We start from the raw sequence: 19,510 nt of genomic DNA on the forward strand, positions 1-19,510 counted from the left end.
TTGCCCGTGCCGATCTGGAACGCCGCCTGCTGATGATCGACGATGACATGGACATGAACGCCCTGCCCAAGACCAACTATATCAAGACCATCGTCACCGCCGAAGCCAAGCTGGACTTGGAGCGCAAGGGTGTCCAGAGCTACCAGCGGAACATCTACGCCCGGTTCCTCTGCTTCGGCAACGGTGCGCTGACCTCGCTGTACGACCATTCGGACGGTTTCTTTCGCCGCCAGCTTATCCTGACCACTAAGGACAAGCCTGCCGACCGCACGGATGACCCCTTCCTTGTGGAGAAGATGTGTGCCGAGTTGGAAGGCATCCTGCTCTGGTGTCTGGAAGGGCTGCACCGGCTGGTGCAGAACGATTTCCGCTTCACGGTCAGCGAACGCGCCGCCACCAACATGGACACCATCAAGCGCAGCAGCAACAATGTCATCGACTTCATGGAATCCGAGGGCTACTTCCGTTTCAAGGCGGACTACTCCATCAGTTCCAAGGAGTTCTACGACATTTATAAGCAGTGGTGTGAGGACAACGCCTGTCACAGCGTATCGGCGATCCGTTTCAGCGCAGAGCTACGACAGAACGACCGCCGCTATAACCTTGAAGCCACCAACAACATCTACCTGCCCGGTGGCCGCAGGGGGCGGGGTTTTGTAGGCATCGAGCCGCTTGTCCACCCCTGTCCGTAAAAAGTGCATTTTTTTCACGGAAGAAGTTCGTACAACCTGTACGGTCTGTACTTGTACGCACCCGTACGGCAAATCGAAGCAAATTAAAACGTGTTATCGTTTGTATTTTGGATTTTTGTACGTCGTACAGACCGTACAGGTTATTTGAAGTTCGTACAGATTTTTTGTACACCCCAAGAAGGAGCGTGGTCTATGAAAGCCCAATACGGCATTTTAAGATTCAAAAAGTACAAGGGGCCTGCCATCAGCCCCATCGAAGCCCACAACGAGCGCACCAAGGAGCAGTACGCCAGCAACCCGGACATCGACACGAGCCGGAGCCGCTACAACCTTCATCTGGTGCAGCCGCAGGGCAGGTACCGGGAAGAAGCCGACCGCATGATAGCCGCCGCCCACTGCCGTGTCCGCAAGGACAGTGTGCGGGTGGTGGAGGCGCTTGTCACCGCCAGCCCGGAGTTTTTCAAGGATAAGACCAACCGGGAGATCAAGGCGTATTTCGAGTATGCCTTGGAGTTTCTGAAAAGCAAGCAGAACACCCAAACTTTTATCTCGGCTGTTGTCCACATGGACGAGAAAACGCCCCACCTGCACCTCTGTTTTGTGCCCCTGACTGCTGACGGGCGGCTGAGCGCCAAGGAGATCATTGGCAACCGCAAGAATCTTGTGAGGTGGCAGGACGAGTTCTGGCAGCACATGGTCAAGCAGTACCCGGAGCTGGAACGGGGCGAAAGTGCCAGCCAGACCGGGCGGGAGCACATCCCGCCCCGCATCTTCAAGGAGATGACCCAACTGACCAAGCAGAAGGAGCAGTTGGATGCCCTGTTGGTGGGCATCACCCCCTTCAACGGTAAGAGCCGTGCGGCAGAGATCAGCAAAGTGCTGGACAGCTATATCCCCAACGTAGCACGGATGAAGGACCAGCTGCGAAAGTACAATGTCGCCTTCACCAAGACCGCCGCCGAAAACGAAAAGCTGAAAGAGAAGAACAAGACGCTCTCTGCCTCGCTGGATAAAGCGAAGGAAGGGAGCGTCTTGAAGCGTCTGGAGGATGCCAAGCTGCGGCAGGACTATGAAGCCGCCCTGAAAACGCTGGACAGCATCCCGCCAGAGGTCATTCGATTTTATGAGAACCGCACGCAGGAGCCTGTGGTGCGTCATGAAGTATAAGGAGAAAAGCATATGGATATGAATTTTGAGAAGAACGCATCTGTGAAATTTGAAGATTATACGAAAAAGTTCTTGCAGTCGGACTCTGTTCCGGCTACAATGGAGGTGGTCACTCGAACCAATGCCGTCAAGTCTCCGACCAACAGCCCTGAGACCACAAAGCTGGTGTATACGGTGAAGGAGGTCGCACAGATGCTGGCCATCAGCCAGCGTGCCGCCTACAATCTGTGCAACAGCACCACCGAATTCCGTGTCCTGCGGGCAGGCGGAAGCATCCGCATCCCGAAAGACAGCTTCGATGCGTGGCTCTACCGGGCAGCTTGATAAGGAGGCAAATCTATGGCATATATCACGAAACGCGGCAGCTCTTACAGTGTCCGCTACACCTATCAGGATGAGCACGGCAAGAGCTGCGACAAATGGGAGAGCTTTCCCACCAAAGAGGAGGCGGTAAAACGCCAGAAACAGATCGAGCATGAGCTGGCGACCGGCAATTTCCTGATCCCGTCCACGGTGACGGTGGCGGAGTTCCTGATGGACTGGCTGCCCAAGCAGTGCAGCAAGCACAAGTGGGCACCGAAAACCTACCAGTCCAATCTGGCCCTTATCCAGAACCTCATCATCCCCTATATCGGGGAGATGCAGATGCAGAAACTGCGGCCTTACCACATCGAAGCCCTGTACGACACCCTGAGCAAGACCCCCTGCGGACAGTATGTGGGTGGCAAGCGGCGAGACCTCTCGCCCAAGCAGCAGAAGCGCACCCTCTCCGGCACCACCCTCCATGAGGTCCACCAACTGCTGCACAATTCCTTTCTGCTGGCGGTGGAGTGGGGCATTCTCATTAAAAGCCCCGTCCCGGTGGAAGCACCCAAAAAGACCACCCAAGAGCGCAGCATCTGGGAGGTGGAGGAGATGCGGGCAGCACTGGACAGCATGGAGGACCCCATCCTGCATCTGGCGGTGCACCTGACGCTGGTGGGTGCGCTGCGGGAAGGGGAGGTGGCAGGTCTGACCCCGGAGGACATCGACTTTGATGCTGCCAACGGCATGGGCACCTTCACCGTCAACCGTTCCATGCAGCGGGTGCAGAAGGACACGCTGGCACAGGTGGACAAGGGCTGCATCCTCCGCATCTTCCCGGACAAGCTGGAGGGCAGCAAGACCTCCCTCATCCTGAAGGACACCAAGACCGAGGCCTCCTGCCGCACCATCTTTATGACCGCCGCCCTGCGGGAGGAGCTGAAGCAGTGGCTGGAACGGCTGAAAAGGGAAGAAGCTCTCGACCCGGAGCGATACCGCAACAGCGGGATGCTGCTGCGGCTCCCCAACGGTCTGGCGGTGGAGCCGGTGCTCATCCGCAAAAAGTTCCTGAAATGGCAGGATGCGCACCCGGAGTTTCCCCGCATCGTCTTTCATGGTCTGCGGCATTCCAGTGCCACCTATCAGTTGATGATCTCCGGCGGTGACATCAAGGCGGTGCAGGGGACCACAGGTCACGCCAGTGCGGATATGCTGGTGAACACCTACGCCCATATCCAGCAGTCCTCCCGTGTAGAGCTGGGCAAGAAGTTTGAAAGTGGCTTCTATGCCAAGCCCGACACCCCCAGCCCGCAGGCTGTACCTGCCGCAGGCGAACCCACCATCTCCATGACGGCTCTTTTGGAATTGCTCAAGGATGCCGACCCGGAAATGAAGGCAAAGCTGCGCCTGGCACTGCTTACCTGATGCAAAAAAGGGCACTGATTGCAATGCAATACAGCGCCCTACATCATCGGACATGGAAAACACCGACCGTGCAAAAACCGTGCAGAAACCGTGCAACCATGGCTTACAAAACAAAAAAGCCATGAAATCTTTCGATTTCACGGCATTTTCTGGTGCGATGGAAGGGACTCGAACCCCCGGCCTACTGATTCGTAGTCAGTCACTCTATCCAGCTGAGCTACCAACGCATACGTTCCGGTCGGAACAAGATGTATTTTATCACGCAGGGCGGGGTTTGTCAACAGTTTTTTGCAGATTTTTTGATTTTATTTTCGTTTTTTATTTTTCCACACAGAAAAGTACGTCTTTTCGTTTTTTCAGTATTCTTCGTAATTCTTCGCGCAAACCTCAGGCTTCCTCTGTCAGGCGCTCGGCGATGCGGACACCGGTCGGCGTTGCAGCAAGGCCGCCCTGGCCGGTCTCCCGCAGATCAGGGGAGAGCAGACTGCCCACGCGGCCCATGGCATCAATGACTTCATCGCAGGGGATGGCGTAATCCACCCCCGCAAGCGCCATATTGGCGCAGGAAACGGCGTTCACGGCACCAACAACATTGCGCTTGATGCAGGGTACCTCCACCAGACCGGCCACAGGGTCGCAGACCAGGCCCAGCAGGTTGCCCAGTGCCATAGCGGCAGCGGCGGCGCACTGCTCCGGCGTGCCGCCCTTCAGGTGGCAGAGGGCGGCGGCGGCCATGGCGCTGGCGGCTCCCACTTCAGCCTGACAGCCACCCTCGGCACCGGCCAGAGTGGCCCGGGCGGCGATGACCTGCCCGAAGCCTGCGGCCACATAGAGGGCTTCGCAGATGGCTTCTTCATCGGCCTCACCTGCACGGGCAAGGGGAAGCAGCACTGCCGGAAGCACACCGCAGCTGCCCGCTGTGGGGGCAGCAACGATCCGTTTCATGCAGGCGTTGCACTCAGCGGTCTTGAGGGCTTCGGCAGTCACCTCAGCAAGGTAATCCCCGCCATAGCTCCTGCCCGCCTGATGGGCCTGTTCCACCTTGGCGGCATCGCCGCCGGACAGGCCGCTGCGGCTGCGCTGGGCAGGGTCATAATCCAGGCTGGTGGCCTCCATTACATGCCACAGGTGATGCATGGCATGGCGGCTGGCCTCTTCGGTCAGGCGGCTCTCGGCCAGATCACTGCGCAGGATGGCCTCGGCAAGGGAGAGGTTCTGGCTGCGGGCAGCGGCCAGCATTTCTTCACAGGATAAAAAGGACATGGTCATTCCTCCGCGTCTTCTTCGGGCTCGTCGATGTTTAGGCAGGTCACCTTCAGGATGCCGGGCAGGGTCGCCAGCTTCCGTTCCAGCGGGTGGGGGATGTGGGAATCGCACTCCAATACCATAACGGCATAGCCACCGGTCCCTGCGCGGAACACCTGCATCGATGCAACGTTGATCCTGCGCACGGCAAGGCAGGTGGTCACCTCGGCGATGCAGCCGGGGGTGTCCTCATTGTGAATGATCAGGGTGTTGCTGTCGCCGCCGAAATCGGCGGGCACGCCGTCGATTTCGGTCACGCGGATGCGCCCGCCGCCCACCGAAGCGGCTTTCATGGAAAGTACCCGCCCCTCCCGGCCCGTCAGGGTGAGAACAGCGGTATTGGGGTGCGCAGAGCGCAATTCCACAGGATGGATCCGGAATGCCATGCCCTGCTCTGCGGCCAGGGCAAAGCTGTCGGGCAGGCGGGGATCATCTGGCCGCAGGCCAAGCAGGCCGGCGACCAGGGCTTTATCCGTGCCATGTCCCTTTCCGGTGGTGGCAAAGCTGCCGTACAGGCCGATATCCGCCTGCGCCGGGATCTCGCCCAGAAGTTTCTGGGCCGTGTAGCCGATCCGGGCGGCACCCGCTGTATGGCTGGAAGAGGGGCCGATCATAACCGGCCCGAGAACGTCAAACAAGCGCATCCGATGCACATCCTTTCGTGCTCCGCCGGGCAAAAATCGCCCGCTTCGCACTTTTTCTCTCTTTTATTATACCGCTTTTGCCCCACTTGTGCTATAATAACTTTACTAATGTTTGAAATCGCTCCTTTGGGGGCAACACGGAGGTTGGATTCCTATGAAACTGGTAAGCGTGGAAACTCCCGAAAAGAGTGTCTGCAAGATGACCTTCAGCGCAACGGCTGAGGAGCTGGAGACCGCATCCAATGCGGTGTATGAGCGCACCCGCGCCAGCTACACCATCAAGGGCTTTGCCAAGGGCGAGGCCGACCGTGCTCAGATCGAGGCCGACCGCGGCGAGCACACATTCTGGTATGATGCCATCAACGACCTGATGGATCGCGACGTTCCTGCCCTGTACGAGGCCGCCATGGCCGAGCACGGCTTCAAGGCGGTGGATGAGCCCAGCTACGACCTGGTCAGCGTCAAAAAGGACGAGGGATTTGTAGCCACCGCCACCACCCCGCTGCAGCCGGAGCTGAACCTGACCCAGACCACCGGCTTCCATGTGGAGTGCGTGACCCCCGCCGTCACCGACAAAGAGATCGATGCCGTGCTGGAGCGCCGCCGCAATGCTGCCGCCGAGCTGGTGCCCCACAAGGGCCCGGCCGTCAAGGGCAACATCGTTCACATCGATTACGAGGGCCTGCTGGACGGCAAGCCCTTCCAGGGCGGTTCCGCACAGAACCAGACCCTGCAGCTGGGCAGCGGCCGGATGATCCCCGGCTTTGAGGATGGCATTCTGGGCCACAAGGGCGGCGAGGAATTCGAGATCAACGTCACCTTCCCGGCACGCTATCACGTCAAGGACCTGGCCGGAAAGCCCGTTGCCTTTAAGATCAAGCTGATCGATGTCTGCGTCCGCCAGCTGCCCGCCCTGAACAGCGATTTTGCCAAGAAGGTGGGCAAGGTGGACACCATGGAAGCGTTCCGGGAGCAGGTGCGCAAGCAGCTGCACGACGGCAAGCACGCCAGCGCCCTGAACCGCGCCAAGGATCAGGTGCTGACCCAGCTGGCCTCTGCCGCTGAGGGCGAGCTCCCCAGCGTTCTGGTGGAGAGCACCTACCAGCAGGAGATGCAGAACATCCAGCAGCAGCTCCAGATGCAGCGCATGAGCCTGGACCGCTACCTGAGCCAGATCCACCAGACCCGCGAGAACTTCACGGCCAACGTTCACGCCGCCGCCGAGAAGAACACCCGCGCCCGGATGGCTCTGCTGCAGGTCGCCCAGAACGAGGGTCTGGTGCCCACCGATGAGGAGATCACCAGGAACCTGCAGGAGCGCGCCGACCGCACCAAGAAAACGCTGGAAGAGGTCAAGGCCAACGCCAACATCCCCGCCATGCAGCGCAGCGAGGCCATCCGCCGCGCCGCCGACTGGGTGATCGAGCACTCCACCATCGAAGAAAAGTAATTTCCCAAAGTACAACAAAAAGAGCCTGTCTCCAAGGAATTTCGGGAGACAGGCCCTTTTCTTTTGCAGTTTATTTTGTCAGAAGATTGAAGCCCATGACCACGATGCCCAGCACGACCAGAACGATGCCGGTTGCACGGTTCAGGGTCTTGGCATCGGCCTTATTGGCAAAGACAGCGGCGATGCGGGCCCACAGCAGGGTGAACAGGACGCAGAGGATAAACACGGTCCAGTCCGGTGCGCCGCCGATGGCAAAGTGGGAGACCGCACCGGTCAGGGCGGTGAAGGTCATAATGAACACGCTGGTGCCCACGGCAGTCTTGAGCTCGTAGCCCAGCACACTGGTCAGGATGAGCAGCATCATCATGCCGCCGCCGGCACCAATAAAGCCGCAGATCATTCCGATGACCACGCCGCAGACGACAGACTGAAGGGCACGCTTCTCAGCAGAGACCCCCTGCATGGCTTCTTTGGTGGTCATAACGGGCTTGACGATGAATTTAATGCCCAGCAGGAACGTCATAAACACCGAGAAGCTGCCCATGGTGGTGGAAGGCACCAGGCTTGCCACCCAGCTGCCCACCACGGTGAACAGCAGCACACTGGCCATCATGATCAGGCCGTTTTTGATATCCAGGTTCTTGTTTTTGTGGTAGGTGTAGGCAGATACTGCACTGGCCAGCACATCCGAGGAAAGGGCAATGCCGACTGCCATATAGGGGTCCATTCCCAGGAAGGTGATGAGCATCGGGCTGATGACCGCGGCAGCGCTCATGCCCGCAAAGCCGGTGCCCAGGCCCGCGCCCATTCCGGCAAAAAAGGTAACGACGATGGTAAACAGCAGGTTCATCTTATTCTTCTCCTTCCAGGATCGCATCCAGATTTTCGTTCATCGTATCGATGACTTCAAAAAATATCTCGAGTTTTTCTTCCTCCAGCCCTGCCATCAGGCGGCGGATGAAATCATCCTGCATCCTGCGGCCCTGTTCGATGATGGCCTGCGCCTTTTCGGTGCAGGCAAGCTCCGTTTTGCGGCGGTCACCCAACACCGGACGGCGCTCCAGAAAGCCCTCCTGCACCAGCTTGTCCACATTCACCGAGACAAGGTTCGCCTTGATGTGGCGTACCTCCACGATATCGCGGGCGGTCGTGTAGTTGGGGTTGTTGGCAAGGAACATCAGGATATCAAACGCTGTCTGCGGCAGGTGCAGCTTCTGGCACAGCGGCTTGCAGACGGCGCTGTACGCAAGGCCCGTCTTGTTGGCAAATTCCACACTGGGGTTCAGCTCACGCATTGCGCGCCCTTCTTTCTCTCTTTTTGTATTGTTCATTTTTGAAGTATTCTAGCACAGGAAACCTCAGTTGTCAAGGGCAGGCGGCGTAAAATTACCTGATCCATATATTTTTTCATTGCAAAAAGCCCGCACCATGAAGATTTTCACGGTACGGGCTTTTGATATGCTTCAGGGCAGGGTCACAGCACCGCCACGGCGAGGAACCGCACAATGAGCGCGGCAAGCCATGCCACAACGCACTGGTTCACGACCATAACGGTGGCCCAGCGGCCGCCCATCTCTCGCTTGACCGATGCCACTGCGGCGATGCAGGGGGTGTAGAGCAGGCAGAACACCAGCAGGGGAGCCGCTGCCGCCGGGCTGAGCGCCGCGCCCAGTGCGGCAGAGGAGCCATACAGGATGGTAAGGGTGGATACGACGCTCTCCTTTGCCATAAAGCCGGTGATCAGCGCCGTGGACACCCGCCAGTCGCCAAAGCCCAGCGGTGCGAACAACGGCGCGATGCCGCTGGCGATCCAGGCCAGAATGCTCTCCTGCGGGTCTGCGGTCAGGCTGAGCTGGAAATCAAAGTTCTGCAGGAACCAGATGATGATGGTTGCCAGGAAGATGACCGTAAAGGCACGCTCGAGGAAATCCCGGGCCTTTTCCCAGAGCAGCTGGGCCACATTTTTCAGGCCGGGCAGGCGGTAGTTGGGCAGCTCCATGACAAAGGGCACGGCCTCGCCTTTGAACAGCGTCCCCTTGAGCAGAAAGGCCATACCAATGCCCACAAGGATGCCCAGGAAATACAGGCCCACCATGACCAGTGCGGCGTACTCCGGGAAGAAGGTCACCGCAAACAGGCTGTAGATTGGGAGCTTGGCCGAGCAGCTCATAAAGGGCGTGAGCAGGATGGTCATTTTCCGGTCCCGCTCCGAGGGCAGCGTGCGGCTTGCCATCACGCCGGGAACCGTGCAGCCAAAGCCGATGAGCATGGGCACGATGCTGCGGCCCGAAAGACCGATGCGCCGCAGCAGCTTGTCCATCACAAAGGCCACACGGGCCATATAGCCGGTATCCTCCAGCAGGGAAAGGAAGAAGAACAGGGTCACGATGATGGGCAGGAAGCTCAGCACACTGCCCACACCGGTAAAGATGCCGTCGATCACCAGCGAATGCACTGCATCGTTGACGTTCCACGCCGTCAGGGCATTGTCCACAAGGATCGTCAGGTTCTCAATGCCCAGTTCCAGCAGGCCTTGCAGCCCCGCGCCGATCACGCCGAAGGTCAGATAAAACACCAGCGCCATAATGCCCACGAACGCCGGGATCGCCGTATATTTTCCGGTGAGGAAGCGGTCGATCCTTGCGCTGCGCAGCTGCTCCTTGCTCTGGTGGGGCTTTACCACGGTCTGATTCACCAGCTGATGGATAAAGTGGAACCGCATATCTGCAATGGCGGCGGCGCGGTCCAGACCGCGTTCCTGCTCCATCTGCAGGATGATATGCTCGATCATCTCTTTTTCGTTCTGATCCAGCTTCAGGGCCTCCTCAATGCGGGGGTCGCCCTCCACCAGCTTTGTGGCGGCAAAGCGCACCGGGATCCCCGCCGCCCGGGCGTGGTCCTCGATGAGGTGGATGATGCCGTGGATGCAGCGGTGAACCGCACCGCCGTGGTCATCCTCGCCGCAGAAGTCCATCCGGCCCGGACGCTCCTGATACTTTGCCACATGGATGGCGTGATCCACCAGCTCATCCACGCCCTCGTTCTTGGCGGCGGAAATGGGGACCACCGGGATGCCCAGCATCGCTTCCATCTCGTTGATGTTGATGGTGCCGCCGTTGCCGCGCACCTCATCCATCATATTCAGTGCCAGCACCATGGGGGTGTCCAGCTCCATCAGCTGCATCGTTAAGTACAGGTTGCGCTCGATGTTGGTGGCATCCACGATGTTGATGATGCCCGTGGGCTTTTCGCCGATGATGAACTGGCGGGTCACGATCTCCTCGCTGGAATAGGGCGACATGGAGTAGATGCCGGGCAGGTCGGTGACTTCGGTATCGGGGTGCTCCCGGATGGCACCGCTCTTGCGGTCCACCGTCACGCCCGGAAAGTTGCCCACATGCTGGTTGGAGCCGGTGAGCTGGTTGAACAGGGTCGTTTTGCCGCAGTTCTGATTTCCGGCCAGCGCAAAGGTCAGCACCGTTCCATCCGGCAGCGGGTGTTCGCCCTTTTTGGTGTGGTAGCGGCCGCCCTCGCCCAGGCCCGGGTGCTCCACCATCCGGCCTACCTTCCGTGCCGGGGCTGCTGCGGGTGCTTCCGCCGGGGTGATCTCGATCCGTGCCGCATCGTCCAGCCGCAGGGTCAGCTCATAGCCGTGGATCTGCAGCTCCATGGGGTCTCCCATGGGAGCAAATTTCACCAGCGTGACCTTCTCGCCGGGAATCAGCCCCATATCCAGAAAATGCTGGCGGAGTTCTCCCGTTCCGCCCACTGTATCGATCACGGCACTTTCGCCGATCTTCAGTTCCTTTAATGTCATGGCAGATGCCTTTCCTTCGACAAAATGTTAGTGTATGTGAACAGTCTTAATATAAGCTAACTCAAAGGCATTGTCAAGGCAGGAAGCGGCAAAAATTCTCGCCTGTCCCCGCTGTTTTTTGTAGAACTCTTTCTCCTGTTCCGGCAGGTTTCCGGGCAAAAGAAAACGCACCCCTGAATTTTCACGTTCAAAGGTGCGTTTTGAGAACAGTTCTGTTTACTTCACGGTGTGGTAGCCGTCGGGGTTGTTCTTCTGCCAGTTCCAGCTGTCGGCACACATCTCCTCGATGCCGTACTCAGCCACCCAGCCCAGCTCATTCTTGGCCTTGGTGGGATCGGCATAGCACTCGGCGATATCGCCGGGACGGCGGGGATCGATCACATAGGGGAGCTTCTTGCCGCAGGCCTTCTCAAAGGCATGGATGACATCCAGCACACTGTAGCCGTGGCCGGTGCCCAGATTGCAGATGAACAGGCCGCAGTTGGTCTGCAGCTTCTTGATGGCGCAGACATGGCCCCGGGCCAGGTCAACCACATGGATGTAATCGCGCACGCCGGTGCCGTCGGGGGTGGGGTAGTCGTTGCCAAAGACGTGCACCTTTTCCAGCTTGCCCACGGCCACCTTGGCGATGTAGGGCATCAGGTTGTTGGGGATGCCGTTGGGGTCCTCGCCGATCAGGCCGGACTTGTGGGCACCGATGGGGTTGAAATAACGGAGCAGGGCCACGTTCAGGGTGGGGTCAGCCTTGCAGACATCGGTCAGGATGCGCTCGGTAAAGGCCTTGGTGGTGCCGTAGGGGTTGGTGGTGGCACCCACGGGGAAGTCCTCGGTGATGGGCACGCTGGCGGGGTCGCCGTAGACGGTGGCGGAGGAGCTGAACACGAAGTTGCGGCAGTTGTGGCGGCGCATCACGTCCAGAATGACCAGCGTGCAGTTGAGGTTGTTGTAGTAGTACTCGATGGGCTTGGAAACGCTCTCACCCACAGCCTTATAGGCGGCAAACTGGATGACGGCATCGATATCGGGGCACTCGGTGAAGATCTTCTCCACGTCCTCGTGCTTTGTCATATCGGCCTGATAGAACCGAAAGTCCTTGCCGGTGATCTGCTTGACCCGATCCAGCACCACGGGGGAAGCGTTGTAATAGTTATCTGCCACCACGATGTCAAAGCCAGCGTTCAGCAGTTCGATACAGGTGTGGCTGCCGATATAACCGGCACCGCCGGAAACCAAAATTGCCATAAAAGTACCTCTCTTCTCGTCACCAAAGTTGCTTGCGCGGGGCAGGCCCGCCTTCTGCCACAAGGATACAACGTTTTGGCCGCAGAATCAAGTAACGGGAATTTTATAAGGATGGATTTTTGTTTCCATTTATTTTTCCGCGCATTGATTTACAAGCATTTTTTGTTTTTTGCACATGGAGTGATGGAACGCTTTGTGCAAATCAGAAAAAAAGCCCTCTCAGGCAAAGCCGTCAGGCTTTGAATGAGAGGGCTGCATTTTACAGTTTCCCGCACTGTTTGCCGGTGAAGAACCGCAGGGTGGTGTTGGCACGGAACACTTTCCCGGCCCGCAGGGCGGTGGAGGGGAACTCCGGGTGGGAGGGGCTGCAGGGGAAGTGCTGGGTCTCCAGCGCAAAGCCGCCGTATTTCTGCATCGGCACGCTGCCCTTGCCGGGGGCAGGGCAGTCCTGCAGGAAATTGCCGGTGTAGAGCTGCACGCCGGGCTGGGTGGTATAGACCTTCATGCTGATGCCGGTCTTATCGCTGGAAGCCCAGGCGCACAGGCTCTGGCTGGCACCGCGGCCCCTGTCGATGACAAAGCAGTGGTCATAGCCGCCGCCCACCATGGTGGTCTGGGAAAAGCCGGTGTCGATGTCCCGGCCAATGGGCTTGCCCGCCCGGAAATCCATCGGCGTGCCTGCCACGGGCAGGATATTGCCGGTGGGGCAGGTCTCGTTGTTGCCCTCCAGATAGCGGGACGCATAGATGCGCAGCTTCTGGCCCAGCACATCGCCGCCGCCATCCAGATTGAAGTAGGTGTGGTTGGTCAGGTTGATGATGGTGTCGGCATCAGAGGAGACACGGTAGTCCATCCGCAGGGCGTTGTCCTCGGTGAGGATATACCGCACCGAGATCTTCAGATTTCCCGGGAAACCATCCTCTCCATCGGGGCTTTCCGCCTCCAGAAGCAGGGTATCGCCAAAGGTCTTTACCTCATACAGCTTGCGCGGGAAGGTGCCGTGCAGGTGGTTTTTGCCGTTGTTGGCTTCCAGCTGATAGGTCTTGCCGCCCACGTTGAACACGGCATTCTCGATGCGGTTGGCGTACCGGCCCACGAACGCGCCGCAGCAGGTACTGCCGGACGATTCAAAGTCCTTGACGTAATCGGCGTAGGTATCGTGGCCCAGCACCACATCCACCGGCCCGCGCTTGGTGGGCACCCAGATATTCTTGATGATACAGCCGTAGTTCAGCACACTGACCGCCAGCCCGCCGGGGTTCGAGATGATGTATTCATTGATCTTTTCGCCGTTTGGAGTCATGCCAAAGGGCTTGGAGAGAAACTGTGCCATAGGGCTCGCCTCCTTTTGTATTTTTTGGGGACAGCACACTCTCTGTTTTATCCTTGATTATTTTGATTATATCACAGTTTTCTCCTTCTGTGTTGGCATTTTTTAAGGGATTCTATCCAATATTTTGAGAGTTTTTTTGTAGGTTCTGCCCCATAGGCAGAAAAAAGCCCCGGAGGGCCAGGGGTAGGCGCTCCGGGGCTTGTATGTCAGATTAGATATTACTGCTGGGGCTTTGCAGTAACCTCATAAGTCATTGCAACTGCAGCGTAAGTCTTTCCATTTACAGTCTTAGCTGCAACACCAATTTTCGTAATTTTGACAGACACACCATATGCACTTGCCATTCCATCCAGCAAATCTTGCATAGTATCCGTACCCTGATTCAGACTTCCAATGTTATCTGCAGTAATTTCCATTACTTCATAGATGCCATTCTGCATTTTGCCATCCTTCATCAGAGGCAATGCCATCGTCATAGAACCCTTACCAGTCGAAATATCTTGCTGGAACTTTTTGTAATCCTCAACGGAGTAGGATTTCCGAGAATCAAAAGTGCCCTTCTCGGTGTCGATCAAATCAATCTTGCTCTCAGCGAGTTTCTTCAAATCTGCATCATTTACCTGAATACCTGTGGCCTGCTTCATAGCACCAAAAGCTGCATCTTCAGTCTTCTGTGCGAAAGAAGGTGCGCTGTCATCGCCGCAAGCGGTGAGCAGTGCCAGAGCCATTACGCCGGCCAGCAGAAGGGCGGCCATTTTCTTGAGCATTTTCATTTGTAAGAACCTCCAATGTAAAATGATATTTTACCACACAGAAAGCATACCCCTACACCTTCTGCATTGTGACCTCATTTTACATCTCCCCCTCACCCCTGTCAATATTTTTTATTGAATCCCCCAATTTTTGGAGACTGTGCCAAAGCTGCGGCAAATTTTTTAGCAGATTGACAAAAAGCACCCCTCACATGGCTGTGAAGGGTGCTTTGGGGAAGTTTTCTTATGCAGAACACGGTTCGGTAATTGCCTCCCGCACCTGTTCTAACGAAAGTTCGGTGGTCTGGGCGATCTTATCCAGATCATGCTCTCCGTTCTTCCAGAGATTGAGCGCAATGCGCTTTCCCTTTGCCACCTCGGCATCTTCTCGTTCCCGATCAACGATCACCTGCATTGTCTTGCACATAGCTGCCACTCCTTCCGTTTCTTCTTTAAAGTATTTTACTCTTGCCCTTATTTTGGGGTTTCGGATATCCCGATAGTCATCACAGCGGAAATCCTGCATCAGCGCACCGACCTCATCCGTTCCCCGATATGCGCCGTTCACATATACGATATGTGCACGGTCGTGGAACAGCTTCCCGGTTTCCTGAATCGTCCGTTCAATATTGTAAACTGGCAGACCATCTCCCAAAACATCATTTGCCGTAATAAATATGATATATGTCTCAGGCAGGTCAGAATATTTTTCACCAGAAGTCGTCAGGCGAGAATCAAACATCGCACTGTTCAGCCGCGCCCGTTCCGGAGCGGCTCCCTTATCTTCCTGCTGTACTTCGATATCGTACTGCTTGCCTGCATCATCCGTTGCATAAATGTCCAGCCGTACAGAACGGCCAAACAGATTGCCGATCGTAAGCTGTGTTGCAGACCTTGCGACGGTCAGGTCCTTTCGTTTCAGGATGATGCGAAGCAGCTCCTGTGTGCTCTCTTTATCTCCTGAAAACACCTGTGTCATAAAGGTGTCATCCATCAGGGTGAATTTACGGATAGCATTCATGCGTTCTTCATTCTTCTCATCCAACTGTACGAACCGCATTTCCGCCATCCTTTCGTTTCAGAAAAAGAGTACTTTTCTACGTCTATATTTTATCATCATTTTATCTATCCTGCAAGTATCAAAAAAGCACCTCTCACATGGCTGTGAAGGGTGCTTTGGGGAAGTTTTCTTACTCCGGCTGAGCGGTGTTCTGGGCGATATACTCGGCGGCATCATCGGGGATGTCGTCAAGGTTCTCATCGCCGATATCCACGTTCAGCGGCGGCTTCTTGAAGAGGATGTCGTACATCAGAGGCACAACGTACAGGGTCATCAGGGTGGCGTAAGTCAGGCCAAAGATGATGACGATGGCCATGCCGCTCATCAGCTGGCTGGCCATATCGCCGCTGAACACCAGCTGGAGCATGGCCAAAACGGTGGTCAGGGTGGTCATCAGGATGGGGCGCATTCGTGTTTTGCCGGTGGCGATCAGGGCCGCGCGGCGCTCCATGCCGCCGATGCGCAGCTGGTTGGCGTAATCCACGAACACGATGCCGTTGTTGACGACCGTGCCCATCAGGACGATGAAGCCCATCAGGGAGATCATGGTCAGCTGCTGGCCGGTGAGCAGCAGGCCCAGCAGGCCGCCGGTAAAGGCCAGCGGAATGGTGAACAGAACAATGAAGGGGGAGAGCAGGCTCTGGAACTGGGCCACCATAACAAGGTAGACGAAGGGCAGCGCCAGGAACATCCACTGGCCCATCTGATCCACCACCATGCCGTTGATCTCAGAGCCGCCGCCCATATAGAAGCTGCAGCCCTCGGGCATCTCATCGGATGCGGCAAAGGCGTTCAGCTTCTTTTCCAGTGCGCGGGTCTCAGTGGTGGTATTGGTTCCCTCCACCGCGTCCGCCGTCACGCTGATATAGCGGGTCTGGTTCTTGCTGGTGATGGAGTCCGGGGTGGAGCCGGTGACCCAGGTGGCCATATCGCCCAGCGTGCAGGTGCCGGTCTCGGTGGTGCCGTCGGCGGCCATGACGGAGGTCGTAAAGGTCATATCCATCATGTTTTCCTTGGTCATGGGGTCCAGATTGTTGCTGATCTGGACATTCATGGTGGAGCCATCGATGGCAACGGGGGTCTGGGCCGTGGTGGTGGTGGTCAGCTTGGCGGCGATCTGCTGGTAGACCTGCGCCACGGTCAGGCCGTAGGAGCGGACCTTATCCCGGTCGATCTGCAGGTTGATGGTGGCATCGCCGCTGCCCAGACCATTGGTGGCATTGGTAAAGCCGTCCATCTCGTTGACCATATCCACCACCTTCTCGGAGAGGGCAGTCATGGTGTCGATGTCGTTGCCGGAGACCTGAACGGTCAGGCCCATATCCAGCTGGCTGGTCAGCTCCTGCATTCCGCTGATCTCAACGGTGGCGGTGCAGTTCTCCACACCGTTCACAGCTTCCTCCAGCGCCTCGCGGGCCTGTTCGATCTGCCGGGAGGAGAGGCTCTCGTCCAGCATCACGTTGATCTGGTAAGTGCCGTAGCTGTTGGCGGCTTTCAGCAGGTCGGTGATGGTCTGGGGCAGGCCCAGCTGGCCGACATCCATTCCGGCCACGCGGCTGTCGGTGGTAACGCCCACCTCTTCCACGTTGTCCACAGCCAGCAGGGCATCAATGACATTCTCAGCCACGGCATAGGATTCTTCCTTGGTCATATCCTTCTCGGTGGAGAGGGTGACGATAGCCTCGTTGCTGGTGATGGTGGGCAGCATCTCAACGCCCATGGACATCACGCGCCAACCGCAGAACACCAGCAGCACCACTGCCGCGCCCAACGGTGCCCAGCGGTGCTGGAAGCACCATTCCAGGCTCTTGACATACTTTTCCTGCACCTTGTCGAACCACTTAAGCTCTTTGGGCTTGGAGTTTTTCAGCAGGGTAGAGGAGGCCGCCGGGGCAACCGTCAGCGCCACGATGAGGGAAGCAGCCAGACAGTAGCCGATGCACATGGACATGGGCTGCAGCAGGCTCTTGATGACACCGGAAGTGAAGATGACGGGCAGGAACACGCAGACAGAGGTGAGGGTGGAAGCCATGATGGCCATGCCCACCTGCTTGGTGCCCTGGACCGCCGCGCGGGCAGCGGGCACGCCGCGGCTGCGCAGACGGTAAATGTTCTCGATGACGACGATGGAGTTGTCCACCAGCATACCAATGCCAAGGGACAGGCCCGCCAGCGTCATAATATTCATATCCAGACCGGTGAAGTACATGAGCACCACGGCAAACAGCACCGACAGCGGGATACTGATGCCGACCACCAGCGTGGGCTTGATATCCTTGAGGAAGATGGCCAGCACGATGATGGCAAGGGCCGCACCGATGAGCATACTGCTCAGGATGCTGCTGACGATGATGCTGATGTAGTTGCCCTGGTTGGACAGCACGACCACATGCAGGCCATCGTATTTCTGTTCCAGCTCCTTGAAGGCAGCCTTGCAATTGCCGGAGACTTCACCGGCGCTGGAAGAATTGCTCTTGAAGATCTTCAGCACCACGGAGCGCTCGCCGTTCAGGCGGGTAAAGCTGTCCTCCGCGTTGTCAATGATCTGCACATCGGCCACGTCAGACAGGCGGACATCGCCAAAGCCGTCCACATGGAGCAGCAGGGCACCGGAGATATCCTCGATGCTGTCGTACTCCTCGCCGACCTTCAGCAGCCAGGACTTGTTGCTGGAATCCTTGACATAACCGGCGGGCATGGAGAAGTTCTGGGCATAGATCAGCTGTGCCAGCGTGTCGATATCCAGCATCTTGGCCACGTCGGAGTTCTCCATGGCCATCTGCTTGGCATCCTCATACTGCTGCTTGGCATCTTCCAGCTGCTTCTCGTAATCGTTCAGCATCTCGCGGGCCTCGGTGAACTTGATATAGGCCTGCAGCTGCTGCTGGGAATAGCTGCCCACGATCTGGGTGAACTGGTCCATCAGGCCGGGCACGTCGTCCATGGCCTTGATGGTGCTCTCCAGCGTGCTATAGATGTTGTTCAGGCTCTGCTGCACCTGCAGATCATCGGCCAGTTCTCCGGCCGTTGTGCCGGCGGTGTCGCCCTGCGCGTTCAGGCGCTGCTGCAGCTCCTGCAAAGCGGTGGTCAGCTTATCGGTGATATCGCGCAGCTCCGCAACGATCTCGATCAGAGAATCGATATCCTGCATTCCGGTCTCGTTGAACTTGTCCACGACCCGCTGCAGGCCGTCCCGCACATCGATCAGGGCCTGCTGGATCTCCGGCTCGTTGACCACGGCAATGAGCTGGTTGACACTGTCCAGAAGGGCCTGCGCCTGCTTTTTGACCAGCATGAAGGAATCCTGCAGTTCGCCGGAATACTGGCTGTTGATGGTATCGCTGACCAGCTTGTCGTAATTGGCCAGCTGGGTCTCGTACTGCTTTCTGCCCGCCTCGATCTGGGCCTCGGCAGAGTCCAGCTGGGCTTTTGCATCGGCCAGCTGCACGTCAATGACTTCCAGCAGCTTTTCGTTGATGGCATCGATCTTTTCCTGATCGAGCTGCACCTGCACCATCCGGGTAACCAGGCCATTGGCGGAAATATTGGAAACGCCGCCCTGACGCTCAATATAGGGGACCATGGTGTCGTTGACGAAATCGGCCAGCTCATAGGAATCGCTGCCCTCGCGGCTGACGGCCACGGTCATAAAAGCGTTCATGTTCAGGGTATATTCAATGATGGAGGGGGTCATACAGCTGCTTGGCAGGCTGGCGGTGGTCTGATCCACCTTGTTGGACACCTTGACCACGGCACTGTTCATGTCCGTATCATCCTCAAACTCCATCAGCAGCAGACTGTAGTTTTCTGCCGAGGTGGCGGTGACGTTTTTCACGCCCGAGATGGTGCCCAGCGCACTCTCCATCACGTCGGAGACCTCGTTCTCCACACGCTCCGGGCTGGCACCGGGATAGACCGTGACCACCATCAGGTACGGTGTGTTCACGTTTGGCAGCAGATTGGTCTGCATGTTCTGCACGGACACAAGGCCCAGCATGATGACCATGATGACTGCAACCAGAACGGTGAACGGTTTTTTGACGCTGAATTTTTCCATTTCTTCCTACCGTTTCTGTGTTTTCCCACGCATTGCGCGGCTGCTCTTTTTTCTCAGAGCGGATCAAAGGCGATACCCCTATTATACACCCGGTTCCGGGGCTTGCAAGGCTTGCCCGGAGATTCTTTAGCAAATCTTGAAAATCTTTTGTGAAATCCGGGTGATACCTCAGTTTTTTGACGTTTTGGAGATCAAATTTCAGACGGAGTTCAAGTGGGATACGAATGAGCGGGGCGGAATGTTGCAGAGGATGAAATTTTTTT

Annotated in this window: 15 protein-coding genes and 1 tRNA gene; 5 read left to right on the plus strand and 11 right to left on the minus strand. The window is 57.3% G+C overall.

Annotated features, from left to right (window positions below):
- The 4 genes from J3351_RS07725 to xerC all read left to right on the plus strand — a co-directional run.
- The coding region (locus J3351_RS07725; RefSeq protein ID WP_242699350.1) for a DUF5906 domain-containing protein at positions 1-692 on the plus strand (692 nt) is incomplete at its 5' end.
- A gap of 192 nt (positions 693-884) precedes the next feature.
- The gene (gene mobV, locus J3351_RS07730; RefSeq protein ID WP_097791230.1) at positions 885-1,859 is read left to right on the plus strand and encodes a MobV family relaxase; all 975 of its coding nucleotides are present in this window, start codon (positions 885-887) and stop codon (positions 1,857-1,859) included.
- A gap of 12 nt (positions 1,860-1,871) precedes the next feature.
- Positions 1,872-2,183, plus strand: a complete 312-nt coding sequence (locus tag J3351_RS07735; RefSeq protein WP_097791231.1) for a helix-turn-helix domain-containing protein — start codon at positions 1,872-1,874, stop codon at positions 2,181-2,183.
- A gap of 15 nt (positions 2,184-2,198) precedes the next feature.
- Positions 2,199-3,587 carry a tyrosine recombinase XerC gene (gene xerC / locus J3351_RS07740; protein WP_015537113.1) on the plus strand — a complete coding sequence of 463 codons (1,389 nt, stop codon included), beginning with the start codon at positions 2,199-2,201 and terminating at the stop codon, positions 3,585-3,587.
- Positions 3,588-3,737: 150 nt separating this feature from the next.
- Here the strand turns inward: xerC and J3351_RS07745 are convergent.
- The 3 genes from J3351_RS07745 to sdaAB form a co-directional block, all read right to left on the minus strand.
- Positions 3,738-3,814 (minus strand) — tRNA-Arg (locus tag J3351_RS07745).
- A gap of 160 nt (positions 3,815-3,974) precedes the next feature.
- On the minus strand, positions 3,975-4,850 hold the full coding sequence (sdaAA, locus tag J3351_RS07750; RefSeq protein WP_207697471.1) for an L-serine ammonia-lyase, iron-sulfur-dependent, subunit alpha: 876 nt from the start codon (positions 4,848-4,850) through the stop codon (positions 3,975-3,977).
- Between the two features lie 2 nt (positions 4,851-4,852).
- The gene (gene sdaAB / locus J3351_RS07755; RefSeq protein ID WP_117476624.1) at positions 4,853-5,536 is read right to left on the minus strand and encodes an L-serine ammonia-lyase, iron-sulfur-dependent subunit beta; all 684 of its coding nucleotides are present in this window, start codon (positions 5,534-5,536) and stop codon (positions 4,853-4,855) included.
- Between the two features lie 154 nt (positions 5,537-5,690).
- Between sdaAB and tig the strand changes: the two genes are divergently transcribed.
- Positions 5,691-6,986, plus strand: a complete 1,296-nt coding sequence (tig, locus tag J3351_RS07760) for a trigger factor (RefSeq protein ID WP_117534310.1) — start codon at positions 5,691-5,693, stop codon at positions 6,984-6,986.
- Positions 6,987-7,056: 70 nt separating this feature from the next.
- On the opposite strand, the gene J3351_RS07765 is transcribed toward tig, so the two are convergent.
- The 8 genes from J3351_RS07765 to J3351_RS07800 all read right to left on the minus strand — a co-directional run bounded on the left by J3351_RS07765 (position 7,057) and on the right by J3351_RS07800 (position 19,247).
- On the minus strand, positions 7,057-7,836 hold the full coding sequence (locus J3351_RS07765; RefSeq protein WP_117534309.1) for a sulfite exporter TauE/SafE family protein: 780 nt from the start codon (positions 7,834-7,836) through the stop codon (positions 7,057-7,059).
- 1 nt (position 7,837) lies between these two features.
- Positions 7,838-8,281 (minus strand): MarR family winged helix-turn-helix transcriptional regulator, encoded by a 444-nt coding sequence (locus J3351_RS07770; RefSeq protein WP_242699351.1) that lies wholly within the window; start codon positions 8,279-8,281, stop codon positions 7,838-7,840.
- Between the two features lie 179 nt (positions 8,282-8,460).
- A complete protein-coding gene (gene feoB / locus J3351_RS07775) occupies positions 8,461-10,803 on the minus strand; it encodes a ferrous iron transport protein B (protein WP_207697472.1) in 2,343 nt (780 codons plus the stop codon).
- Positions 10,804-11,019: 216 nt separating this feature from the next.
- The gene (gene galE, locus J3351_RS07780) at positions 11,020-12,045 is read right to left on the minus strand and encodes a UDP-glucose 4-epimerase GalE (protein ID WP_035393228.1); all 1,026 of its coding nucleotides are present in this window, start codon (positions 12,043-12,045) and stop codon (positions 11,020-11,022) included.
- A 259-nt stretch (positions 12,046-12,304) separates the two neighbouring features.
- On the minus strand, positions 12,305-13,378 hold the full coding sequence (locus J3351_RS07785) for an aldose epimerase family protein (protein ID WP_207697473.1): 1,074 nt from the start codon (positions 13,376-13,378) through the stop codon (positions 12,305-12,307).
- A gap of 218 nt (positions 13,379-13,596) precedes the next feature.
- Positions 13,597-14,151 carry a hypothetical protein gene (locus J3351_RS07790; protein WP_207697474.1) on the minus strand — a complete coding sequence of 185 codons (555 nt, stop codon included), beginning with the start codon at positions 14,149-14,151 and terminating at the stop codon, positions 13,597-13,599.
- A 223-nt stretch (positions 14,152-14,374) separates the two neighbouring features.
- A complete protein-coding gene (locus J3351_RS07795; protein WP_223384584.1) occupies positions 14,375-15,190 on the minus strand; it encodes a PD-(D/E)XK nuclease family transposase in 816 nt (271 codons plus the stop codon).
- 130 nt (positions 15,191-15,320) lie between these two features.
- Complete coding sequence (locus J3351_RS07800; protein ID WP_207697475.1) at positions 15,321-19,247, minus strand: efflux RND transporter permease subunit; 3,927 nt, start codon at positions 19,245-19,247, stop codon at positions 15,321-15,323.
- Positions 19,248-19,510 lie beyond the last annotated feature (263 nt).

This window comes from Faecalibacterium sp. Marseille-Q0746 (genome assembly GCF_017377595.1).
Lineage (GTDB): Bacteria > Bacillota > Clostridia > Oscillospirales > Ruminococcaceae > Faecalibacterium > Faecalibacterium duncaniae.

Excerpts from the sequence above, each read along its gene's own strand:
- sdaAB (WP_117476624.1), bottom strand. The coding sequence starts at position 5,536 with ATGCGCTTGTTTGACGTTCTCGGGCCGGTTATGATCGGCCCCTCTTCC.
- J3351_RS07785 (WP_207697473.1), bottom strand. The coding sequence starts at position 13,378 with ATGGCACAGTTTCTCTCCAAGCCCTTTGGCATGACTCCAAACGGCGAA.
- J3351_RS07770 (WP_242699351.1), bottom strand. The coding sequence starts at position 8,281 with ATGCGTGAGCTGAACCCCAGTGTGGAATTTGCCAACAAGACGGGCCTT.
- J3351_RS07800 (WP_207697475.1), bottom strand. The coding sequence starts at position 19,247 with ATGGAAAAATTCAGCGTCAAAAAACCGTTCACCGTTCTGGTTGCAGTC.
- sdaAA (WP_207697471.1), bottom strand. The coding sequence starts at position 4,850 with ATGTCCTTTTTATCCTGTGAAGAAATGCTGGCCGCTGCCCGCAGCCAG.
- J3351_RS07765 (WP_117534309.1), bottom strand. The coding sequence starts at position 7,836 with ATGAACCTGCTGTTTACCATCGTCGTTACCTTTTTTGCCGGAATGGGC.
- feoB (WP_207697472.1), bottom strand. The coding sequence starts at position 10,803 with ATGACATTAAAGGAACTGAAGATCGGCGAAAGTGCCGTGATCGATACA.
- mobV (WP_097791230.1), top strand. The coding sequence starts at position 885 with ATGAAAGCCCAATACGGCATTTTAAGATTCAAAAAGTACAAGGGGCCT.
- tig (WP_117534310.1), top strand. The coding sequence starts at position 5,691 with ATGAAACTGGTAAGCGTGGAAACTCCCGAAAAGAGTGTCTGCAAGATG.
- xerC (WP_015537113.1), top strand. The coding sequence starts at position 2,199 with ATGGCATATATCACGAAACGCGGCAGCTCTTACAGTGTCCGCTACACC.
- J3351_RS07735 (WP_097791231.1), top strand. The coding sequence starts at position 1,872 with ATGGATATGAATTTTGAGAAGAACGCATCTGTGAAATTTGAAGATTAT.
- galE (WP_035393228.1), bottom strand. The coding sequence starts at position 12,045 with ATGGCAATTTTGGTTTCCGGCGGTGCCGGTTATATCGGCAGCCACACC.
- J3351_RS07795 (WP_223384584.1), bottom strand. The coding sequence starts at position 15,190 with ATGCGGTTCGTACAGTTGGATGAGAAGAATGAAGAACGCATGAATGCT.
- J3351_RS07790 (WP_207697474.1), bottom strand. The coding sequence starts at position 14,151 with ATGAAAATGCTCAAGAAAATGGCCGCCCTTCTGCTGGCCGGCGTAATG.